This window comes from Bradyrhizobium sp. CCBAU 11430, assembly GCF_028128855.1.
Taxonomy (GTDB): Bacteria; Pseudomonadota; Alphaproteobacteria; order Rhizobiales; family Xanthobacteraceae; genus Bradyrhizobium; species Bradyrhizobium ottawaense.
The window spans coordinates 114,293-134,283 of sequence record NZ_LBJV01000007.1; the positions used below are offsets into that span (position 1 = coordinate 114,293).

17 protein-coding genes are annotated in these 19,991 nt (G+C 63.3%); 15 read left to right on the forward strand and 2 right to left on the reverse strand.

The features are described from left to right. The first annotated feature begins 399 nt into the window (after positions 1-399). From XI04_RS05330 to XI04_RS05375, 10 genes are all read left to right on the forward strand, one after another. Entirely contained in the window at positions 400-1,560 is a 1,161-nt protein-coding gene (locus tag XI04_RS05330; protein ID WP_028142501.1) for a transporter substrate-binding domain-containing protein, read from the forward strand. Then, positions 1,557-2,222: an ANTAR domain-containing response regulator gene (locus XI04_RS05335; protein WP_028142502.1), complete on the forward strand. Its 666-nt coding sequence runs from the start codon at positions 1,557-1,559 to the stop codon at positions 2,220-2,222. Before XI04_RS05330 ends, XI04_RS05335 begins: the two co-directional genes overlap by 4 nt. Before the next feature lie 11 nt (positions 2,223-2,233). Then, positions 2,234-3,487, forward strand: coding sequence for an urea ABC transporter substrate-binding protein (locus XI04_RS05340; protein WP_271623535.1), 1,254 nt, complete (start codon positions 2,234-2,236; stop codon positions 3,485-3,487). A gap of 94 nt (positions 3,488-3,581) precedes the next feature. Further along, positions 3,582-4,454 (forward strand): ABC transporter permease subunit, encoded by an 873-nt coding sequence (locus tag XI04_RS05345; protein WP_028142504.1) that lies wholly within the window; start codon positions 3,582-3,584, stop codon positions 4,452-4,454. Between the two features lie 14 nt (positions 4,455-4,468). Continuing rightward, on the forward strand, positions 4,469-5,533 hold the full coding sequence (locus XI04_RS05350; RefSeq protein ID WP_038947970.1) for a branched-chain amino acid ABC transporter permease: 1,065 nt from the start codon (positions 4,469-4,471) through the stop codon (positions 5,531-5,533). After that, positions 5,533-6,249: an ABC transporter ATP-binding protein gene (locus XI04_RS05355; RefSeq protein ID WP_038947971.1), complete on the forward strand. Its 717-nt coding sequence runs from the start codon at positions 5,533-5,535 to the stop codon at positions 6,247-6,249. The genes XI04_RS05350 and XI04_RS05355 overlap by 1 nt, the downstream gene beginning before the upstream one ends. Then, the gene (locus XI04_RS05360) at positions 6,242-6,970 is read left to right on the forward strand and encodes an ABC transporter ATP-binding protein (protein ID WP_038947972.1); all 729 of its coding nucleotides are present in this window, start codon (positions 6,242-6,244) and stop codon (positions 6,968-6,970) included. The genes XI04_RS05355 and XI04_RS05360 overlap by 8 nt, the downstream gene beginning before the upstream one ends. A 31-nt stretch (positions 6,971-7,001) precedes the next feature. Further along, the gene (locus XI04_RS05365; protein ID WP_271595168.1) at positions 7,002-7,991 is read left to right on the forward strand and encodes an acetamidase/formamidase family protein; all 990 of its coding nucleotides are present in this window, start codon (positions 7,002-7,004) and stop codon (positions 7,989-7,991) included. Positions 7,992-8,007: 16 nt separating this feature from the next. After that, positions 8,008-9,747, forward strand: a complete 1,740-nt coding sequence (locus XI04_RS05370) for a nitrilase-related carbon-nitrogen hydrolase (RefSeq protein ID WP_038970512.1) — start codon at positions 8,008-8,010, stop codon at positions 9,745-9,747. 36 nt (positions 9,748-9,783) lie between these two features. Further along, a complete protein-coding gene (locus XI04_RS05375) occupies positions 9,784-10,545 on the forward strand; it encodes an SDR family NAD(P)-dependent oxidoreductase (protein ID WP_038947974.1) in 762 nt (253 codons plus the stop codon). Positions 10,546-10,657: 112 nt separating this feature from the next. Here XI04_RS05375 and XI04_RS05380 read toward each other — a convergent pair whose 3' ends face one another. Together XI04_RS05380 and XI04_RS05385 are read right to left on the reverse strand one after the other, a co-directional pair. After that, positions 10,658-11,095, reverse strand: a complete 438-nt coding sequence (locus tag XI04_RS05380; protein WP_271608134.1) for a hypothetical protein — start codon at positions 11,093-11,095, stop codon at positions 10,658-10,660. 205 nt (positions 11,096-11,300) lie between these two features. Further along, the gene (locus XI04_RS05385) at positions 11,301-11,546 is read right to left on the reverse strand and encodes a hypothetical protein (protein ID WP_028142512.1); all 246 of its coding nucleotides are present in this window, start codon (positions 11,544-11,546) and stop codon (positions 11,301-11,303) included. 496 nt (positions 11,547-12,042) lie between these two features. Between XI04_RS05385 and XI04_RS05390 the strand changes: the two genes are divergently transcribed. From XI04_RS05390 to XI04_RS05410, 5 genes are all read left to right on the forward strand, one after another. Beyond that, a complete protein-coding gene (locus tag XI04_RS05390) occupies positions 12,043-12,723 on the forward strand; it encodes a response regulator transcription factor (protein WP_028142513.1) in 681 nt (226 codons plus the stop codon). Positions 12,724-12,779: 56 nt separating this feature from the next. Next, on the forward strand, positions 12,780-14,189 hold the full coding sequence (locus XI04_RS05395; RefSeq protein ID WP_038970480.1) for a sensor histidine kinase: 1,410 nt from the start codon (positions 12,780-12,782) through the stop codon (positions 14,187-14,189). Between the two features lie 138 nt (positions 14,190-14,327). Continuing rightward, positions 14,328-15,320, forward strand: a complete 993-nt coding sequence (rpoH, locus tag XI04_RS05400; protein ID WP_271608133.1) for an RNA polymerase sigma factor RpoH — start codon at positions 14,328-14,330, stop codon at positions 15,318-15,320. A 139-nt stretch (positions 15,321-15,459) separates the two neighbouring features. Further along, positions 15,460-18,642, forward strand: coding sequence for an efflux RND transporter permease subunit (locus tag XI04_RS05405; RefSeq protein WP_152103185.1), 3,183 nt, complete (start codon positions 15,460-15,462; stop codon positions 18,640-18,642). Continuing rightward, positions 18,639-19,910 (forward strand): efflux RND transporter periplasmic adaptor subunit, encoded by a 1,272-nt coding sequence (locus XI04_RS05410; RefSeq protein ID WP_271623536.1) that lies wholly within the window; start codon positions 18,639-18,641, stop codon positions 19,908-19,910. The genes XI04_RS05405 and XI04_RS05410 overlap by 4 nt, the downstream gene beginning before the upstream one ends. The last annotated feature ends 81 nt before the right edge of the window (positions 19,911-19,991 follow it).

Consider the following 19,991-nt stretch of genomic DNA (forward strand, 5'->3'; position numbering starts at 1 on the left):
CGACAGCTGGCAGAGACATCCGTCGTTCGTGCGGCAAGCGACGATGCTCTCGGCTGGGCGTGGGCCTCCTGGCAGCTCGGCACGCAGCTTTCAATAGCCCGCCGGAAACCGGACGCCAGGCGTGCCCTGGTGTCTCCGCCGCATCGAAGCGGCGCCCTTGGCTCGGCTGCATAGTTTTGCTGCACCACGATATGAATCGCGGCAGCTTTCGCTGCAATAACGCGCTTGACTTCGTAACTGATCTCAACGACCGTATCATGCAAGCGTTGGGCAGTTCAGCCCGTCAACGCAACGAGCTTCAACCATTTCCAACATCACGCTGATTTGGCGTGCTCAGTTGGCGGCGAGGGCGCCCTCGGCTTAACAGCCGGTGGGCGCTTTTTTGTTTTGGAACGAGTGATGGCGCGGACGAACTATCGGATCGGCGTGATGCTGTCGACGACGGGATCCTACAGCGTCGTTGCGCGCTCGATGCTGAACGGGGCGCTGCTCGCGTTTCGCGAAATCAATGCGGGCCGTGACGACATTGCGCTGGAGCCGGTCGTGGTCAACCCGGCCGGCGACCTTGCGAGCTATCGTTCGTTCAGCCTCGAGCTGCTCGGTTCCGGCGTCCGGCATGTGGTCGGCTGCTACACCTCGTCGAGCCGCAAGGAAGTGATCCCCTGCTTCGAGAAGTTCGACGGACTGCTTTGGTACCCGTCTCACTACGAAGGATTCGAGAGCTCCGACAACGTCATCTATACCGGCGCGGCGCCGAACCAGCACGTGCTGCCGCTCGTCGATTATTTGGCATCCCGCGTCGGCTCGCGCGCCTTCTGCGTCGGCTCCAATTACATCTGGGCCTGGGAAAACAATCGCATCTTCCGGGAGGCGCTGGCCGCGCGCGGTGGCACCGTGCTTGCCGAGCGGTATCTCTCGGTCGGTGATACCGAGGTCGACCAGGTGATCGCGGCGATCATCGATCAGCGCCCCGACTTCGTCTTCAACAATTTGATCGGCACCAGCGCTTACGCCTTCTTCCGGGCGTTCCGGGCCGCCTGCCGTGCGCGTGGCATCGATCAGGCGGCTGAAATCCCGGTCGCGAGCTGCACGCTGTCGGAGCCGGAATTGCCGGAAATCGGCCCGGATGCTGTCGACGGACATCTGTCCTCGAGTGTTTACTTCTCCTCGCTGAACTCGGCGGAAAACGGCGCCTTCATTCGCGCCTACACCACATCCTTTCCGGACGGACCGGTCTCGTCGGCAGACGCCGAAGCGTCCTACATCGCCGTCAAGCTGCTCGGCGCGGCCCTGTCACAAGCCGGCACGGACGACGCCCGCACGGTACGCGCCGCCGTCGCAGACCAGCGGCTGCGCGCTCCGCAAGGCGAGGTCCGCATCGACCGCCAGACCTTCCATGCCTGGCTGACGCCCCGGATCGGCCGGTCGACGGTCAGCGGGCAGTTCGAAGTGCTGCTGGAATCGCGCGAGCCAATCGCACCGGATCCCTATCTCGTTCAGTCGTCGCCGCGCTTTGCCAGCGCAATGCGCTCTCCGCTTTTGAAGGTGGTGCAATCATGAGCTCCCGACTGCTACAGAACTTCAAGGGCGGCCGTGCCATCGTCGTCACCCGGCGAGGCGGATGGGAGAGCGCGCTCGAAACGACGCTGGCCAAGCTTGGCGTCTCCACCGAATATCCGGAGATCATCGACGGTCGTGCGCAGATTGACGTCGCAAGCCTTCAGGCCGAGCGGGACATCCTGTTCATCGACGGCGATCTCGAAGGCGCGGTAGCGATCGAGGTCAATCCCGGCTCACGTTTGCCGCCGGTGCCGGTGATCGGCCTCGTCGGCGTCGAAGCGCCGAGCCGGCTCAAGGCGCTCGTCAATCTCGGTGCAACCTCGTTCCTGCGTAAGCCCGTGCATGGCGGCGCGGTCTACACGTCCCTGTTCATGGGCATCAACCAGTTCCTGCTGCGCGCCGAGATGTATGAGCGCCTTCAAGGCCTCGAGGAGCGCCGCCGCGGCCGGCGCGCGGTGATCCGGGCGGTCGTCCTGCTGATGCAGCAAGACGGCCTCGACGAGGAGGGAGCCTATTCCCAGCTCCGGCGCGACAGCATGCGTGCGCGGCAGAACATGGAACTCTATTGCGAGGAGTTTATGAGCAAGCGGGCGAAGCCGCCCGATACGTCCGGCCGCACAACCGGCATCACGCTGCAAGGCGGCAATAAGCAGGCCATCTAGGAGAAGCAAAAATGAGCAAGTCTGTATTGCGGGGGCTGCGTGCCGCAGCCCTCACGGGGACGCTTGTCCTCGGATCACCCCTTGGACCACAAATGGCACTCGCGGCGGAAAATCCGATCAAGCTCGGCGTGCTTGAAGATCAGTCCGGCGATTTTGCCGCAGCGACGATCGGCAAGGTCCACGCCATCCAGCTCGCCGCCGACGAAATCAACAAGGCCGGCGGCATCATGGGCCGGCCGCTCGAGCTCGTCGCTTACGACACGCAATCCGACAACACCCGCTACCAGGAGTTCATGCGGCGCGTCCTCCAGCGCGACAAGGTCGACGTCGTGTTCGCGGGCTTTTCGTCGGCCTCGCGAGAGGCGTACCGTCCGATCGTCGACCAGTTCAATGGCTTCGCATTCTACAACAACCAGTACGAAGGCGGTGTCTGTGACGGCCACATGATCGTGACAGGCGCGGTGCCCGAGCAGCAGTTCTCCACGCTCATCCCCTACATGATGGAGAGGTACGGCAAGAACGTCTACACGCTCGCGGCCGACTACAATTTCGGCCAGATCTCGGCGGAATGGGTGCGCAAGATCGTCAAGGAGAACGGGGGCAAGATGGCCGGCGAGGAGTTCATCCCGCTCGGCGTGTCGCAGTTCTCCCAGAGCATCCAGAACATCCAGAAGGCCAAGCCCGACTTCGTGGTCACCCTGCTGGTCGGCACCGCGCAGGCCTCCTATTACGAGCAGGCGGCCTCTGCCAACGTCAACCTGCCGATGGCCTCCTCGGTCAACGTCGGCCAGGGCTACGAGCACAAGCGCTTCAAGCCGCCGAGCCTGAAGGACATGTACGTCACCACCAACTACATCGAGGAGATCTCTTCGCCGAAGAGCAAGGAGTTCTACGCCAAGTTCAAGGCGAAGTTCCCGAGCGAGCCCTATGTCAACCAGGAGGCGGAGAACTCCTATCTCGCCGTCTATCTATACAAGCAGATGGTGGAGCGCGCGAAGTCGACCAAGCGCGAGGACATCCGCAAGGTGATCGCGCTCGGCGACGTCTGCATGGACGCGCCGGAGGGCAAGGTCTGCATCGACCCGAAGAGCCAGCACATGTCGCACACGATCTATCTCGCCAAGGTCGGTGCGGATCACGCGATCTCTTTCCCGAAAGTCTGGGAAGACATCAAGCCGTACTGGCTGGGTGAGGCCGGCTGCGATCTGACCAAGAAGGATCCGATGGCCCAGTACACGCCGTCGAATCCCCCGCCGAAACCGTGACGGCGGCTGGTTGCCCCGGCGTTCCCGGCACGCCGGGGCGACCCTCGAATATCTGCGACGACAGTCTCGCGCCTTCCCACATTCTGGTTGTTTCATGGACCTTGCGACCCTCGTCTTCTCTGCGCTTTATCAATTCGGCGACGCTTTCGCGTTCCTGGTGCTCTCGGCCTGTGGGCTCGCGGTGATCTTCGGCATGATGGGCGTGATCAATCTCGCCCATGGTGAGTTCATCATGTGCGGCGCTTATGTGACGGCCGCCACCGTGCATGCCGGCCTGCCGTTGCCGCTCGGAATCCTCGCCGGCACCATCGTGTCGGCGTTGGTCGGCGTCGTGGTGGAGCTGGTGGTCATCCGCCATCTCTACGACCGGCCGCTCGACACCATCGTCGCCACCTGGGGCCTCAGCCTGATCGCGACGCAAGGCACGCTGATCATGGTCGGTTCGACCATGGCGGGCGTCGGCACGCCGTTCGGCAGCTTTCAGGTCGGCGACTACTCCTATTCGATCTATCGCATCGTGCTGTTCTGCGCTGCGCTCGGTGTGCTGGCGGGGCTTTATGCCCTGTTCAACTGGACGCGCTTCGGCGTGCTGGCGCGTGCCACGATCCAGGTGCCGCACATGGCCGCGGCGCTCGGTGTCGATACGCGTTTGATCTATAGCCTCACCTTCGCCTGCGGCGCGGGGCTCGCCGGACTTGCCGGCGGCCTTTACGCGCCGACCATGACGCTGGTGCCGACCATGGGAGCAACCTTCATCATGGAAGCGTTCGTCACCGTGGTGATCGGCGGCGCCGACGTGTTCCTCGGCACGGCGCCTGCCGGCGGCCTGCTTGCGATCGTTAAGTCGGGGATGACGTCCTGGCAGGGGCAGCTGTTCGGCCAGATCGGCCTCCTGGTCGCGGTGATCATCGTCGTCCGGGTGCTGCCGAAGGGCATTTCCGGCTTCGTGCTGCGCGAGCGCACCTGACGGGGGATGGCGTCGTGACCGGTTTTCTCTCGTTGTTTCGCCGTCTCGAAGGACCGCAGACCGTCGGTCGCGGTCCGGCTTTCTGGGGCCTGTTCGCCGTCGTGCTCGCTGCCGCACTGGCGTATCCGCTGGTGAGCGACGGCTACACCGTCGGCAACACGGTCTACTTCTTCGTCTGGGTCTTCATCGCTCTCAGCCTCTGCCTGATCTGGGGGTATGGCGGCTCGCTGTCCTTCGGCCAGACCGCCTTTTTCGGGATTGCGGGCTACGGCTATGGCATCCTCACCATCAATTTCGGCTCGGCCTACGGCTTCACGCTGGTGGCGCTGGTGGTAGCCGTCGCGATCGCTGCGCTGTTCGCGATCCTGCTCGGCTATTTCATGTTCTTCGGCCGCATCGCCGGTGTCTTCCTCGGCATCGTTACGCTCGCCGTGACGTTGATGCTGGAGCGATTCATGGCCCAGACCGCAGGGCCGGAGTGGCGTATCGGCAGTGCGCGACTGAACGGCTTCAACGGCATGAGCGCGATGCCGCCGCTGACCATCCCCTGGCCGGGCGAGCCGATCGTGCTGTTCGCGGATGTCGGCCTCTATTACTTCGTGCTCGGACTTCTCATCTTCGTCTATCTGGGCCTGCGCATTCTGATGAACTCGTCGTTCGGCAACGTCATTGTCGCGATCCGGGAGAATCCGGAACGGGCCGAGATGCTCGGCTACGACGTGCGCAAATACCAGCTCATCACCTTCGTCATCGGCGCGGCGCTCGCAGGGCTCTCCGGCGTGCTCTACACGGTGTGGGGACAGTACATCACGCCCTCGAGCATGGGCATGACGGCGGCGGCGCTGCCGCTGATCTGGGTCGCTGTCGGGGGCCGCAGCGACCTGACGTCGACCGTGATCGGCACGCTGATGGTGCTGGCCGCGTTCCAGGCGCTCACGATCTATGGCAGCCAGTATGCGCTGGTGTTCATGGGCGTGCTGCTGGTGCTCACGGTGCTGATCGCCCCGAACGGCCTCGTGCTCGGGGCGATGAACTGGCTCGGCAGGCTCGTCGCCCGCCTGACGCAGAGGGCCGGCTGATGTCGCTGCTCGAACTGCGCAAGCTGAACAAGCATTTCGGCGGGTTGCACGTCACCAACGCCGTCGACCTCACGCTTCAGACCGGCGAAATCCATTGCCTGATCGGCCCGAACGGCGCCGGCAAGAGCACGCTGTTCCGCCTGATTCTGGGTGAGCATCATCCCGGCAGCGGCGAAATTGTCTTCGCCGGGGAGAACATCACCTCTCTGAAATCCTTTGCGCGAATCCATCGCGGCCTCTCGGTCAAATTCCAGGTGCCCGGCGTGTTCAAGGGTCTGTCGGTCCGCCAGAACCTGGAGATCGCACTTCAGATCCGTCATCGCGGCGCCGAGCTCGAAGCCGAGATCGACCGGCTGCTCGCCTTCCTCGGGCTCGGGTCCGAGCAGGCCCAGACGGCCGGCAATCTCAGCCATGGCCAGAAGCAATGGCTCGAGATCGGCATGGCGATCAGCCTGAAGCCGCGCCTGTTGCTGCTGGACGAGCCGACGGCCGGCATGTCGCCGGAGGAAACCCATCTGACCGGAGAGATGGTGCAGCGGCTCAATGCGGACGGCATGACGGTGCTCGCGATCGAGCACGACATGGCCTTTGTCCGCCAGGTCGCCCAGCGTGTCACGGTGCTGCATCTCGGCCAGGTCTTCGCGCAGGGCTCGATCGACGAGATCGTGGCGGATGAGCGCGTGGCGGCGATTTATCTGGGGCAGGCCCATGCTTGATGTGCCGCGCAAGGAGGTCATCCTCTCGACGCTGGCCTTGCGCGCCGGCTATGGCGGCAAGCCCGTGCTCCAGGGCCTCGAGATCGAGGTACGCGAAGGCGAGATCGTCGCCGTCATCGGGCGCAATGGCGTCGGCAAATCCACGCTGATGAAGAGCCTGATCGGCCTCGTGCCGGCGATGAGCGGCTCGGTCGTCTATCGCGGCGAAGCGGTGGAATCGCTGCCGGCGCACAAGCGGGCGCGCCTCGGCATGGGCTATGTGCCGCAGGGACGCGACGTATTTCCACGACTGACCGTCGGCGAGAACGTCGCGGTCGGCGCCGCGATCAAGGGCGGCGGCATTCCCGAAGCGGGCCGACGCAGGATCGTCGCGGCGTTTCCGATCCTCGCCGAACGCTGGCACCAGCGCGCCGGCACCATGTCCGGCGGCCAGCAGCAGCAACTCGCGATAGGACGAGTCTTGATCGCGAACCCCAATCTCATCCTGCTCGATGAACCGTCGGAAGGTATCCAGCCCAACATCGTCCAGGATATCGCGCGCAACATGGTCGAGCTCAACCGCAGCACGGGCGTGACCATCATTCTGGTCGAGCAGAACCTCGACATGATCCGCGCCATGGCGCAGCGCTGCTACGTCATGGACAAGGGCCGCATCGTCGCAAATCTCGATCGCGCAGCGCTCGACGACGAAGCGGAGATGCGGCGCCATCTCGCCGTTTGAACGCTGCCCTACGACAGAAGGAGAAAAGAAAATGTCCTGGCACAAAGATTCGATCATGGCTCGCAAGGGCGTGGCCAAGGGAGAGCGCGGCACCTCGTATACGATCACCGAAAGCGAGCAGGGCAAGTATCACTATGTCTACGGCCCCTACGTGAATCCGGTGCTGACCGTGGATCCTGGAGCGCTCGTCTCCGCCGAGACCCACGACGCCTTCGAGGGCGCCATCAAGCACGAAACCGACAGCCCGTCGAAGATTCTCAATTTTCCGTTCCTCAATCCGCAGAATGGACCGATCCACGTCAACGGCGCCGAGAAGGGCGACACGCTCGCGGTCTATATCGAGAGCATCGTGCCGCGCGGGCCGCAGCCGTGCGGCACCACCGTGGTCATGCCGGACTTCGGCGGCCTCGTCAGCACGGGGCAGACCGCGCTGCTCAACCCGGCGCTGCCAGAACGGGTCAAGAAGCTGGAGATCGACGCCAAGACCGGCACCAAATGGAACGACAAGATCACGTTGCCCTATGAGCCTTTCATCGGCACGATCGGAACGTCGCCGGAGATCGAGGCGATCTCCTCGCTCGTCCCCGATTATTACGGAGGCAACATGGACCTGCCGGACGTCGGCGTCGGCGCCATCGTCTATCTGCCGGTCAACACCAAGGGCGCGCTGCTCTATCTCGGCGACTGCCATGCCGCGCAGGGGGACGGCGAACTCTGCGGCGTCGCGATCGAGCATCCGACCGTGACCACGGTCCAGGTCGATCTCATCAAAGGCTGGACGATCGCCTGGCCACGGCTCGAGACCAAGGATTTCATCATGACCATCGGCTCGGCCCGGCCGATGGAGGATGCCGCGCGCATTGCCTATCGCGAGCTGTGCCGCTGGATGGCGGCGGACTACGGTTTCGAGGAGATCGACGCCTACATGCTGTTGACCCAGGCCGGACGGGTGCGTCTCGGCAACATGGTCGATCCGAAATACACGCTCGGCGCCTCCATCAAGAAATCCTATTTGCGCTAACGGGGGGATGTCGATCATGCCGTCCGTGCACAAGGTCGCCACTGTCCAGTTCGAGCCGACCATGTTCGAGAAGGAGCGCAACATCGCGCGCCTGCTCGAACTCTGCGAACAGGCAGCGGCGGCCGGCGCGAAGCTCATCGTCACGCCGGAAATGGGAACCACGGGCTATTGCTGGTTCAACCGGGCCGAGGTTCGGCCCTTTGTCGAGAAGGTTCCGGGGCCGACCACCGACCGCTTCGCGGCGCTGGCACGCAAGTACGACTGCTACCTCGTGGTCGGCATGCCCGAAGTCGACGAGGACGACATCTACTTCAACTCGGCCGTCTTGATCGGGCCCGATGGCATCGTCGGCCGCCATCGCAAGACCCATCCCTATATCTCGGAGCCAAAATGGGCGGCGGCTGGCGACCTGCACAACCAGGTCTTCGATACGCCGATCGGACGGATTGCACTCCTCATTTGCATGGACATCCATTTCGTGGAAACCGCGCGACTGATGGCGCTGGGGGGCGCGGATGTCATCTGCCATATCTCCAACTGGCTCGCGGAGCGGACGCCGGCGCCTTACTGGATCAGCCGGGCCTTCGAGAACGGTTGTTACGTGATCGAGAGCAACCGCTGGGGGCTGGAGCGCACCGTCCAGTTCAGCGGTGGGAGCTGCGTGATCGCGCCGGATGGCGAGGTGGTCACGGTCCTCGACAAGGGCGACGGGTTCGCTCTGGCCGAGATCGATCTCGACATGGCTCGTGCGCGCCGCGTGCTCGGTGAGCCGGTCTTCGTTCAGCGTCGGCCCGAGCTGTATCCGGAGTTGCTGACCGATACCTTTAGCTGGAATCCGCGCGCGTTCTTCGGGCTCTATGGTCACGAGCCCTGGCCTGACGGAATGCGCTCGCGCGTCAGCGTGGCCCAATTCGCACCTGGTGACAGCATTTCAGGAAATCTCGAGGCGATCGCGAATCTTGCCCGCCGGGCCAAGGCCGACGGTGCCAATCTCGTGGTATTCCCGGAACTCGCGGTCACCGGCCTGGCAGGTTCGGCGAAATCGGCCCAGCCGATACCGGGACCTGCCACGGACAGTCTGCACGCGCTCGCTGCGCAGCTCGAGATCTACATCGTTTGTGGAATAGCCGAACGCTCGGGCGATGCCGTTTACAACAGCGCCTGCCTGTTCACGCCGGATGGAAGGATCACGCGTTATCGCAAGACGCATTTGACGGAAGAGGAGCGGAGCTGGGCCACGGCTGGCGATGACTGGGCTGTCGTCGACACGCCTGTCGGGCGCATCGGCCTGCTGATCGGCCACGATGCGGCATTTCCGGAAGCGGGGAGGGTGCTCGCGCTTCGCGGTTGCGACGTCATCGCGTGCTGCGCAGCAGTCAAGGGCCCCTTTGGATCGCCACATGCGGGGACGGCGGTCCAGCAGTCGGCGCCGATTCCGACCGGCGCCGATCCGCATCATTGGCATCACTTCCGCGTCCGCGCCGGCGAGAACAATGTGTTTCTGGCGTTTGCCAATGTGTTCGATCCCGAACACGGCTATCCCGGCCTCAGCGGCGTCTTCGGCCCCGATACCTTCGAGTTTCCGCGCCGCGAGGCGATTGCAGCTGACGATACGGGCCTTGCCACGGCTCTGGTCGACACCACCAATCTCGACAGCGTTTATCCGACCAACGTCGTGCGCCGAAAGAATCTCGTTTCGATGCGGATGCCGCACAGCTATCGGGGATTGGTCAGGGCGGTGGCGAATAACCATTGAACGTGCGAGACTGCAGGAAAAGAAAAGGAACCGATCATGGATCTAGGACTTTCGGGCGCCAAGGTTCTCGTCACCGGCAGCACCAAGGGGATCGGTCGCGCGATCGCCGAGACCTTTGCGGCGGAGGGCGCGAATGTCGGCATTTGTGCGCGCAATCAGGCGGATGTCGACAGCACTGTTGCAGCGCTCAAGACCAAAGGCGTGGCCGCCTTTGGTGCCTCGGTCGACGTTGCCGATGGTGCGGCGCTCAGGGCCTGGGTGGTCGACATGGCGACCAAACTGGACGGGATCGACGTCGTCGTGGCGAATGTGAGTGCGCTGGCTATCGGGCAGGACGATGAAAGCTGGACGAGGGAATTTTCGACCGACATGATGGGCACGGTCCGGCTGGTGAATGCGGCCATGCCCTATCTCGAGAAGAGCGACGCCGGTGCGATCGTCGCCATATCGAGCGTTTCCGGGCGCGAGGTCGATTTCGCGGCCGGCCCCTACGGCACCTTCAAGGCCGCCATCATCCACTACACGCAAGGTCTCGCCAATCAGCTTGCACACAAGGGCATTCGCGCCAACACGGTCTCGCCGGGCAACACCTATTTCGAAGGCGGGGTCTGGAACACGATCAAGGACAACAATCCCGAGCTCTACAAGACGGCGCTTGCGCTCAATCCCACGGGCCGGATGGGGACCCCGCAGGAGATGGCCAACGCGGTCGTATTCCTCGCAAGTCGTGCCGCGAGCTTCATCACGGGAACGAACCTCGTCGTCGACGGTGCCCTGACGCGCGGTGTGCAGTTCTGAGGTGTCTCCGCCGCGTTGATCGCGGCGGTCGTCGCAAGGAATGTCAGGAGGCCCTCGGCCCGGATCGGCTCAGGCCAGATCCGGGCCGAAGGCAGGGGCCTGCGCTCGCAAATCAGCCGCAGCTCAGCGGCAACGGCGCGTTGGGATGCAGGTCGTACCAGTCGTAGCAGTCGGGATAGGCGCCGTAGAATCCATACGCGGACCGATAGCGACCATACTGATGCAGTGCTTGGTGACTGAGGCCTGTGCCGCGGGAGGCGATGTGATCGCCGAGACCGAGATGGCCTCCGTCAAAGCGCTGTCCGCCACCGAATGCCGCGGTCCCGCCGGGGTGGAATCCTCCGCCGAACCCGCCGGCATGGGCCATGCCGCCGAAATGCGCTCCCCCGCCAAAGCCCATATGTCCGCCACCAAAGCCGCCGCCACCAAAGCCGCCGCCGCCAAAACCACCGTGGCCGCCTCCGCCACCGCCGCCGCGTGCCTCGGCCGCCCCGACGGTCAAGGTCGAGGCAAGTGCCGCTGTGGCCAAAATCATCAATACTCGTTTCATGGGAGCACTCCTTTTCTATCAAGGTGCCCGGCGATCCCTGCAGTTCGCTTCGGCGTCGTGGTGTCGCCAAGCTACGTGATGAAGGGAAGATAGGAACCGCGCTGGTCAATCCCACTAAATTCGGTTTCAGGAAGGCGAGGGCCGATCGGCAAGGTGATGCGGTCGGCCGACCGAGGTGCCCGGTCGGCCGCAAAAGCCGTAGCGATCAGAAGCTTCCGGTGCCCGGCTCACACGGGACGTTGTCGCCGGTCCACGGCGCCGTCGCAAATGCGCCAACACGCGGCGCCGGAACGCAGGCGCGACCATCCCGATAGAGGGATGCGTTCGATGCGGCCGGATTGGCTTCCATGGAGGACGGCCGCACGACGGCATGCCGTTCGCGTGCCATGACAGGTCCTCCCAGCATGGCGACTGCGATCAATCCGGTCGACAAGAGCTTGAGGGTAGACATTGTGGCTTCTCCTTTGATGACAGCAGGCAGACCAAGCCGGCTCTCCAAGGAGGTGCGGACGATCGCGACCCAACAAAACGCACGAATTGCTCACCGGAGTTCAACGGCCCGTGATCGCTATTCGCATGGCGGCGACGATCGTGCGAATCCGCAATGTTCGCCGCAGAATCCCATTTTTGCGCGTAACGACGGACCCATCGAGAACATATCTATGGTGCATCGCGAGTCCCGGACGGAGATGGGAGATGACCACGACGACAGCACACCTTTCTGCTCGCGCACCGTCGCAGGCCGCCCTCCCAGGCTTCCTGAATTGCAATTTAGTGGTGTTCCATCCTGAGCCGGACTATGTCCCCGCAGGGCGAGCGGTTCATCGCATGCAGGCTCAGCACGGCGCCTTCGGGCGCAATGGGCGTGGAATATGACGACAAGAGCCGCCGAACCCATGCTTCGGCGCCGCAGGCCGAAGCGCCTCGCAGGAGGTGGGACCGGGACAATGACGCGGATTCTTCTGATCGAGGACGACGCCGAGACCGCCGAGTCGGTCATCGCCGAGCTTGCGGATCGTGGCTTTGAGGTTCAGTGGTCGCCCGATGGCATCGATGGTCTCGATCGGGCGCGCTCGTCATGTCCAGATGCCTTGATCGTCGATCGCATGCTGCCCGGAATGGATGGGCTGACCGTCATCGAGGCGTTGCGCAAGGACGAGGTCGGAACGCCCGTCCTGGTGCTGAGCGCTCTCGGCGCGGTCGATGACCGGGTGCGCGGCTTGCGCATGGGAGGAGACGACTATCTCACCAAGCCGTTCGCGCTCATCGAGCTCGTCGCTCGCGTAGAGGCATTGCTGCGCCGTCCGACCGACAGTCGAGAAACCACACTGCGCGCCGGGCCGCTGGAGCTCGACCTGATCGACCGGACCGCGCGGCGCGGCGAGCGTGAGATCGATCTGCTGCCGCGCGAGTTCCGCCTGCTCGAATACATGATGCGTCGCAGCGACCAGCTGTTGACGCGTGCGATGCTGCTCGAGGAGGTTTGGAACTATAAATTCGTTCCTGCAACCACGAACCTGATCGACGTGCATATGGGCCGGCTCCGTCACAAGGTCGACGGCCCCGGGGAGATGCAACTCATCCATAACGTTCGAGGATCGGGATTCCTGCTGCGCGTGCGCCAATAGCTGCGGCGGTCACTCCCGAAATCGCGCAGCATGCACGACTATCGAGCGTCGAACCGATGCGCCAGTTCCACTTTATTCGTTCGAACACGTTTCTCTGGGCCTTGGCGGTGGCGGCGGCCTTTGCGCTGTTCGTGGTCGGGCTGTTCGCGTTCATCTATTGGAAGATCGATGACTATCTGATCGTCCGGTCGGATCGGATGATCACGACGCAGATCGACTTCCTGGCCAGGCTGCCTTCGGCCCGCCGTGTCAACGCGATCACCGATCACCTCGAACAGGACTCCAGGGGCGTGCAGTACGCGGGACTGTTCGACGTCGCCGGAGCCCGGCTTGCCGGCAACATCCAGCGCGTGCCGCAGGAGCTCGAGCTCGACGGGGTGGTGCAGGGGGTGCGGCTCGATCGCATCACGCAATCGACTGACCACGATCCGGTTGTCAGGGCGGCGGCCAGGCGCCTGGAGGGCGGAGCCATCCTGGTCATGGGGAGAAATGTCGATGAGACGCGCGAGATATCGAGTGTCGTGGGGCAGGCTCTCGCGCTCGGCCTGCTGCCGGCATTTTGCCTCTGCCTGCTGGCCGGAGCGTGCTTGAGCATCCGTGCCCAGAGGCGCGTGGAGGAAGTGAACCAGCGGGTCCGGCGGATCGTGGCCGGTGATCTGCGCGAGCGTTTACCACAGGACAATGTGGATGATCCGTTCGCGCGGCTGGCCGGCATCGTCAATGGGATGCTCGACGAAATGGAGACGATGATCAACGCCCTGACTGGCGTCGGTAACGACATTGCTCATGATCTCAGGACACCGCTCACCCGTGCCCGGCTGGCGCTGGAGAGAGGCCGCACGCACGCGGCCACGCTGGAGCAACTCCATGAGGTCGTCGACAAGGCGGTCGCCGGGATCGATCAGTCGCTCGCAATCGTCACCGCGTTGCTGCGTCTGGCTGAGATCGAGAACAACCGCCGGATGGCCGGTTTCGGCGATGTCGCGCTCGACGAGATCCTGCGCGAGGTCTGCGACGTCTACGAGCCCATTGCCGAAGACAAGAACGTCGCGCTTGGCGTCGCCATCGATCGCAAGGTGCAGGTATGGGGCGATCGCGACCTGCTATTCGAGACGGTCGCCAATCTCGTGGACAATGCCGTCAAGTTCACGCCCGCGGGCGGAATGGTCAGGCTCGAGCTGGTGTCGACCGACAAGACCGCGTTCGTGCGCGTGAGCGATACCGGGCCTGGCATCAACGAGCAGGAACGTGAGGCCGTGCTGCGGCGCTTCTATCGTTCCGACAAGATGCGCCACACGCCCGGGGTAGGACTGGGACTGAGCCTGGTGGCTGCCATCGTCAAGCTTCACGGTTTCAGGCTGATCATTTGCCCGCCCCCCGGAGGGAGGGTCGAGATCCTTGTCTCGACAGGAGCAAAGGGACCGCGCCCCAGCACCTCCCCGAATCGCGCGTCACGCGAGGCTTAACTGGACGTGACGTTGGCGGCGATGCCCGACTCTCGGACGGCCTGAAAACGAATTCAGGATTCTCAAGTCCAATTTAGTGGCAGCTCCGCGCGAAGGCCTCCTACGCTGACTCGCCAAGTTCGAGCGCGGGAGCAGTGGATGCAAACTCGTCACGTGATCGTGAGAACCAAGACCTCGACGTTCGGCCGAACTCCGTCGGCGAGCGCGGTCAATGCCTACGCAGCAGCCATCAGGCGATATGATCTGCTGCAGCCTGATCAGGAGCAGCGGCTGGCACGTCGTTGGCAGGAAACGCGGGATCCTGACGCCGCCAACGTGCTCGTCACCAGTCACCTCCGCCTCGCAGCAAGGTTGGCGCGAGGTTACAGGGGATATGGCCTTCCGCTGGCTGATCTCATTGCTGAAGCAAATCTCGGGCTCGTGATCGCGGCCTCCCGTTTCGAGGCCGGTCGCGGCGCGCGGTTTTCCAGCTATGCAGTGTGGTGGGTCAAAGCAACCATTCACGAGTACATCCTGCGGTCCTGGTCGCTGGTCCGCATCGGTACGACGACGGCCCAGAGGAAGCTGTTCTTCAGGCTCCGCAGCGAGATGAGGAGAGCGACAGGCGGTGAGATGGCGGGCCTCACCCCGGAGGCCGCCAGGATGATTGCCGGGAGGCTCGACGTTGCGACGCGCGACGTGATCGAGATGGACTCCCGCTTGAACGGCGACCTCTCGCTGAATGCGCGCGTTGGAGGCGACGAGGAGGGAGCCGAGTGGCAGAGCTTGCTGGTTGACGATGCAATCGACGCCGAGACGGTCATCGCCGAGCAGGAACAGACAGAGCGTCGCACCAGCGCGTTGCGCCTGGCACTCGATATCCTTACGGAGCGCGAGCGGCGCGTATTGGAGGCGAGGCGGCTGGCTGAGCACCCCCGCACACTCGAACAGCTTGGTCGTGAACTCTCCATCTCGAGCGAGCGGGTCCGGCAGATCGAGATCTGCGCATTCGCAAGGGTCAGACGGGCCGCGGTACTGGCGGCGCAGAATGCGGCGTGCGCTTTCGAATCGCCCGGACGCGTATCTCCCGCGCCGCGTGATTATTCTCGTGGCGTTACGGAATCCACTCCGGAAGAACTCACGTCTCTCTGAGCGATCGAGAACCGGTGATGGACGCGGCCGAGCGCAGTCGTTCCGGCAAGACGTCCTGAATTGGTTTTCATTTGAACGGATGCCGGCTCGTCATCATCTGTTCGAAGTTAGGCGCAATTGTCTTCAGGCGGAAGTCATCATGGGAATTGTTCGATTCGCGCTGCGGTTTCCGCATACGTTCTACGTGCTTGCGGCGCTGATCCTGTTTCTCGGCGGCATCGCGATTTGGTCGATGCCGACGGACGTCTTTCCCGAGATCCGCATTCCCGTCGTCACCGTCATCTGGAGTTACACCGGCCTCTCCACCCCGGAGATGGAGCAGCGTGTCAGCACGTACAGCCAGTATTCGATCAGCGCTAATGTCAGCGGCATCAAGAACATCGAGGCGCAGACGCTCAACGGCTTGTCGGTTCAGAAGATCTACTTCCAGCCGGACGTCAATCTCGATCTCGCGATCTCGCAGATCGTCTCGGCGACGAACGCCATCCGCGCCTTGATGCCGCCGGGTATTCAGCCGCCGGTCATCGTGCAGTTCAATGCCTCGAGCGTGCCGGTGCTGCAGCTCAGCCTCGAGTCCGACAAGCTGAACGAACAGCAATTATACGATTTCGGCATCTACCGGATCCGACAGCAGCTGGCTCCTGTCCCCGGGGTGACGCTGCCAACGCCTGCGGGCGGCAAGTATCGTCAGATCATGGTCGACATCGATCCGAACAAGCTGCTGTCGCGCGGACTGACGCCGCTCGACATCGTCAATGCAGTGAATACCCAGAACCTGACGCTGCCGACAGGCACGGCGAAGATCGGCGACACCCAGTACACCGTCCGAACCAATGCGACACCGGCCTCGATCAAGGATCTCAATATGATCCCGGTCAAGTTCGCGAATGGCGCCACGATCCTGCTGAAAGATGTTGCCCAGGTCCGCGATGGATCACAGGTGCAGCAGAACATCGTGCGCGAGGACGGCCATCGTTCGGTCCTGCTCAGCGTGATCAAGAACGGCAACGCTTCGACACTTGCGGTCGTCAACGGTGTCAAGCAAGCCTTGAAGTCGATTCGGGCCTCGGCACCTGCCGGGCTGAAGATCAATGAGCTGTTCGATCAATCTGTCTTCGTCACCCATTCGGTCGACGGCGTGCTGCGGGAAGGCGCGATCGCGGCGGGCCTCACGGCGCTGATGATCCTGGTGTTTCTCGGATCGTGGCGGTCGACGCTCGTCGTCCTGATCTCGATCCCGCTCGCGATGCTGTCCTCGCTCGTTGTTCTGCATTTTCTGGGAGAGACCCTCAACACGATGACGCTGGGGGGACTCGCGCTTGCGGTCGGCATACTGGTCGACGATTCGACGGTGACGATCGAGAACACGCATCGGCTCTGGACGGAGGAGGGGATGCCGCTGTCGGACGCAACGCTGCATGGCGCAGCCGAAATCGCGGTGCCGACGCTCGTCTCTACGCTCGCGATCAGTTGCGTGTTCACTTCGGTGGTGTTCCTGCAGGGACCGGCCAAGTACCTCTTCACTCCGCTCGGTCTGGCGGTGGTGTTCGCGATGCTGGCGTCATACGGGCTGTCGCGGACGCTTACACCGATCACGATCGGTCTGCTGCTGAAGGGCGAGCGGCGCCATTCCAAGGACGAGAGTCCGTCCGGGATTTTCGCGAGGGCCTCCACCATGTTCGAGCGTGGATTTGAGCGGCTGCGCGACGGCTATTCCGATCTCCTGATGGTTTTACTTCGGCGCCGGAGCATCGTCCCGGTGGTGGCCGCGCTGATGCTGGCTCTCGGGGGCGTCATGTTCATCTACGTCGGCAGGGACTTCTACCCCTTGATCGACGGTGGTCAGATCCAGCTCCATGTTCGCGCACCCGCCGGCACCCGCATTGAGCACACGGAGGCGATCTTCCAGGCGGTCGAGGACAAGATCCGCGAAGTCATTCCGGACAAGGACCGGGCACTGATCGTCGACAATATCGGACTGCCGGCGCGCCCCTATAATCTGGCATTCACCGACGGTTCGACGATAGGGGTGAACGACGGCACCATCCTCGTGTCGCTCAAGGACGGACACAGGCCGACCGCGGATTATGTCAAGAAGTTGCGCCAGGTGCTGCCATCCGCATTTCCCGAGGATCTGTTCTATTTTCAGGCGGCCGACATCGTCACGCAGATCCTGAACTTCGGCCTGCCGGCGCAGATCGACGTCCGGACGGCCGGCTACGGCGCCAACAATCTGGCGGTCGCAAAGCAGGCGCAGAAGAGCCTGGCGGCAGTTCCCGGGATCGTCGATGCGCATCTTCAGCAGGAGGTCGACGCTCCCGCATTCTACGCTGACATAGACCGCACCCGCGCTGCGCAGCTCGGGCTCAATGCCAGCACGGTTGCGACAAACATCAATGTCAGCCTCAGCTCGTCCGCCCAGGTCTCGCCCAATTTCTGGACCGATCCGACGTCAGGCATCCCGTACTATCTGGCTGTGCAGACCCCCGAATACAGGGCCAATTCGCTCAACGCTTTGGGTAACACACCGGTTTCGGCCTCGCTTGCTGCAAGCGGGCAGACAGTCCCGGGCCTGCTCAGCAACGTCGCAACGTTCAAGCGGGGCACCGTGCCCACCAATTTGAACCAGGCCAATGTCCAGCCGGTGTTCGACGTCTATGCGAGCGTCCAGGGCCGCGATCTCGGCAGCGTCGCAGCCGATATCGACAGGGTGACCGCGACGCTGCAGAAGCAGCTCCAGCCCGGCAATTCGATCCAGGTCCTGGGCCAGATCCAGAGCATGCATCAGTCGTTTCGCGATCTCGGGATCGGGCTGCTGTTTGCTGCCATCCTGGTCTATTTGTTGATGGTCGTGAACTACCAGAACTTCGGCGATCCCTTCGTCGTCATCCTGGCGCTGCCGGCAACCTTCTGCGGTATCGTGACGATGTTGTTCATCACGGGAACGACATTGAACGTGCCTTCGCTGATGGGCGCGATCATGGCGGTCGGGGTTGCGTCCGCCAATTCGATCCTGCTCGTGACCTTCGCGCGTGACGAGCAGCTGAAGGGGCAATCGGCCCTCCAGGCTGCGTTGAGCGCGGGTCGCACGCGAATCCGTCCGGTCCTGATGACGGCCGCCGCGATGATCGTGGGCATGATCCCGATGGCGATCGGAGGCCCGGGCGAGGAGCAGAACGCGGCGCTCGCGCGTGCCGTTATTGGTGGGCTGCTGTTTGCAACGCCGACGACATTGCTGATCGTGCCCTATCTCTTCGCCATGCTGCGCAAGCGCAACGATGGCAGGCCTCATCACGGCGTATTCGAGGAGATACCGAAATGAGCGATGTTGGCGAGCGGACCAATGATGACGACGCAAGGGACCGATCTGATGCGGAGAGCTGCCGGATCGTGGAATTGCCCGGAAGGGGCGGGCGGCCGCAGCGCCGCTACGGCGGCGTGTTGCTCGGAGGTGGTGTGCTCCTGCTGCTCGCAGGCGGTCTTGGTATCGGCGGCTGGCGGCACTATCAGGCCGCGCGCGACGTCGCTGCAGTGACAGAGAAGAGCAGGACCGCCGTTCCGGAGGTTCGGGTGGCCACGGTTCGACCCAGCAGCGACATCATGAAGGTCACCTTGCCTGCGACGACGACGGCATTCGAGGCGGCAAATATTTTCGCGCGGGCCAGCGGCTATATCGAGAAGCGTTACGTGGATATCGGCGATCGGGTGAAGAAGGGCGACCTTCTGGTGGAGATCACCGCGCCGGAGCTCGACCAGCAGATCGCGCAGGCCCAGGCGACGCTGGCGCAGAACCATGCCTCGCTGCAGCAGGCGCAGGCGAGCCGGGAGCTTGCCGACGTCACCAATGCGCGGGATGGCAATCTGGTCAAGCAGGGCTGGCTGACGGCACAGCAGGGTGACAACGACCGTCTCACACTGCGTGCCCAGCAGGCGGCCGTGAATGTGGCCCAATCGAATATCACGGCGCAGGAAGCGCAGATTCGCGTTCTTCAGCAGGAGAAGGCGTACCAGCGCGTGGTGGCGCCGTTCGACGGCGTGATCACGCAGCGTAATGTGGACAATGGCAGCCTGGTACAGGCCGGATCGACCTTCATGTTCACGCTGATGCATGCCAACGTGATCCGAACGCAGGTGTTCGTTCCACAGGACGAGGCCTTCGGAGTCGCGCCGGGCGTTGATGCCGAGATCCGCGTCCCCGAGATTCCGGACCGGACGTTTCCGGGCAAAGTTACGCGCATCGCAACCGCGTTGCAGCCGGGAAGCCGAACGCTGCTGACCGAGATCGACGTCCCGAATCCGGATGGAGCCTTAAGTCCCGGCATCTATTGCACGGTCGAGCTGTCGATCCCGCGCAAGACCCCATCGATGACGGTTTCGTCCGATGCGCTGGTCTTCGATCAAAACGGACTTCACGTCGTGGTGGTGCGGAATGGCACCGTTCATCTGCAGAAGGTGTCGATCGCGCGGGATTTCGGTACGTCGGTCGAAGTCCGCGACGGCGTGCAGCCTGGCGAGCAGGTCGTGCTCAATCCGGCGATCAATCTGGCGGAGGGCAGCAAGGTCGCCATTCGCAAGCAGGACGCAAGCTAGGGGCACGGGCATGATCCGGATCGTACCCGCCGCGCTGATTGTCCTGCAGCTGGGCTGTTGTCCCAGCGACGCCCAGGTGGC

Bases quoted from the DNA above. Each gene is read 5' to 3' on its own strand.
- XI04_RS05330 (WP_028142501.1), top strand. From the start codon at position 400: ATGGCGCGGACGAACTATCGGATCGGCGTGATGCTGTCGACGACGGGA.
- XI04_RS05335 (WP_028142502.1), top strand. From the start codon at position 1,557: ATGAGCTCCCGACTGCTACAGAACTTCAAGGGCGGCCGTGCCATCGTC.
- XI04_RS05340 (WP_271623535.1), top strand. From the start codon at position 2,234: ATGAGCAAGTCTGTATTGCGGGGGCTGCGTGCCGCAGCCCTCACGGGG.
- XI04_RS05345 (WP_028142504.1), top strand. From the start codon at position 3,582: ATGGACCTTGCGACCCTCGTCTTCTCTGCGCTTTATCAATTCGGCGAC.
- XI04_RS05355 (WP_038947971.1), top strand. From the start codon at position 5,533: ATGTCGCTGCTCGAACTGCGCAAGCTGAACAAGCATTTCGGCGGGTTG.
- XI04_RS05360 (WP_038947972.1), top strand. From the start codon at position 6,242: ATGCTTGATGTGCCGCGCAAGGAGGTCATCCTCTCGACGCTGGCCTTG.
- XI04_RS05365 (WP_271595168.1), top strand. From the start codon at position 7,002: ATGTCCTGGCACAAAGATTCGATCATGGCTCGCAAGGGCGTGGCCAAG.
- XI04_RS05370 (WP_038970512.1), top strand. From the start codon at position 8,008: ATGCCGTCCGTGCACAAGGTCGCCACTGTCCAGTTCGAGCCGACCATG.
- XI04_RS05375 (WP_038947974.1), top strand. From the start codon at position 9,784: ATGGATCTAGGACTTTCGGGCGCCAAGGTTCTCGTCACCGGCAGCACC.
- XI04_RS05380 (WP_271608134.1), bottom strand. From the start codon at position 11,095: ATGAAACGAGTATTGATGATTTTGGCCACAGCGGCACTTGCCTCGACC.
- XI04_RS05385 (WP_028142512.1), bottom strand. From the start codon at position 11,546: ATGTCTACCCTCAAGCTCTTGTCGACCGGATTGATCGCAGTCGCCATG.
- XI04_RS05390 (WP_028142513.1), top strand. From the start codon at position 12,043: ATGACGCGGATTCTTCTGATCGAGGACGACGCCGAGACCGCCGAGTCG.
- XI04_RS05395 (WP_038970480.1), top strand. From the start codon at position 12,780: ATGCGCCAGTTCCACTTTATTCGTTCGAACACGTTTCTCTGGGCCTTG.
- rpoH (WP_271608133.1), top strand. From the start codon at position 14,328: ATGCAAACTCGTCACGTGATCGTGAGAACCAAGACCTCGACGTTCGGC.
- XI04_RS05405 (WP_152103185.1), top strand. From the start codon at position 15,460: ATGGGAATTGTTCGATTCGCGCTGCGGTTTCCGCATACGTTCTACGTG.
- XI04_RS05410 (WP_271623536.1), top strand. From the start codon at position 18,639: ATGAGCGATGTTGGCGAGCGGACCAATGATGACGACGCAAGGGACCGA.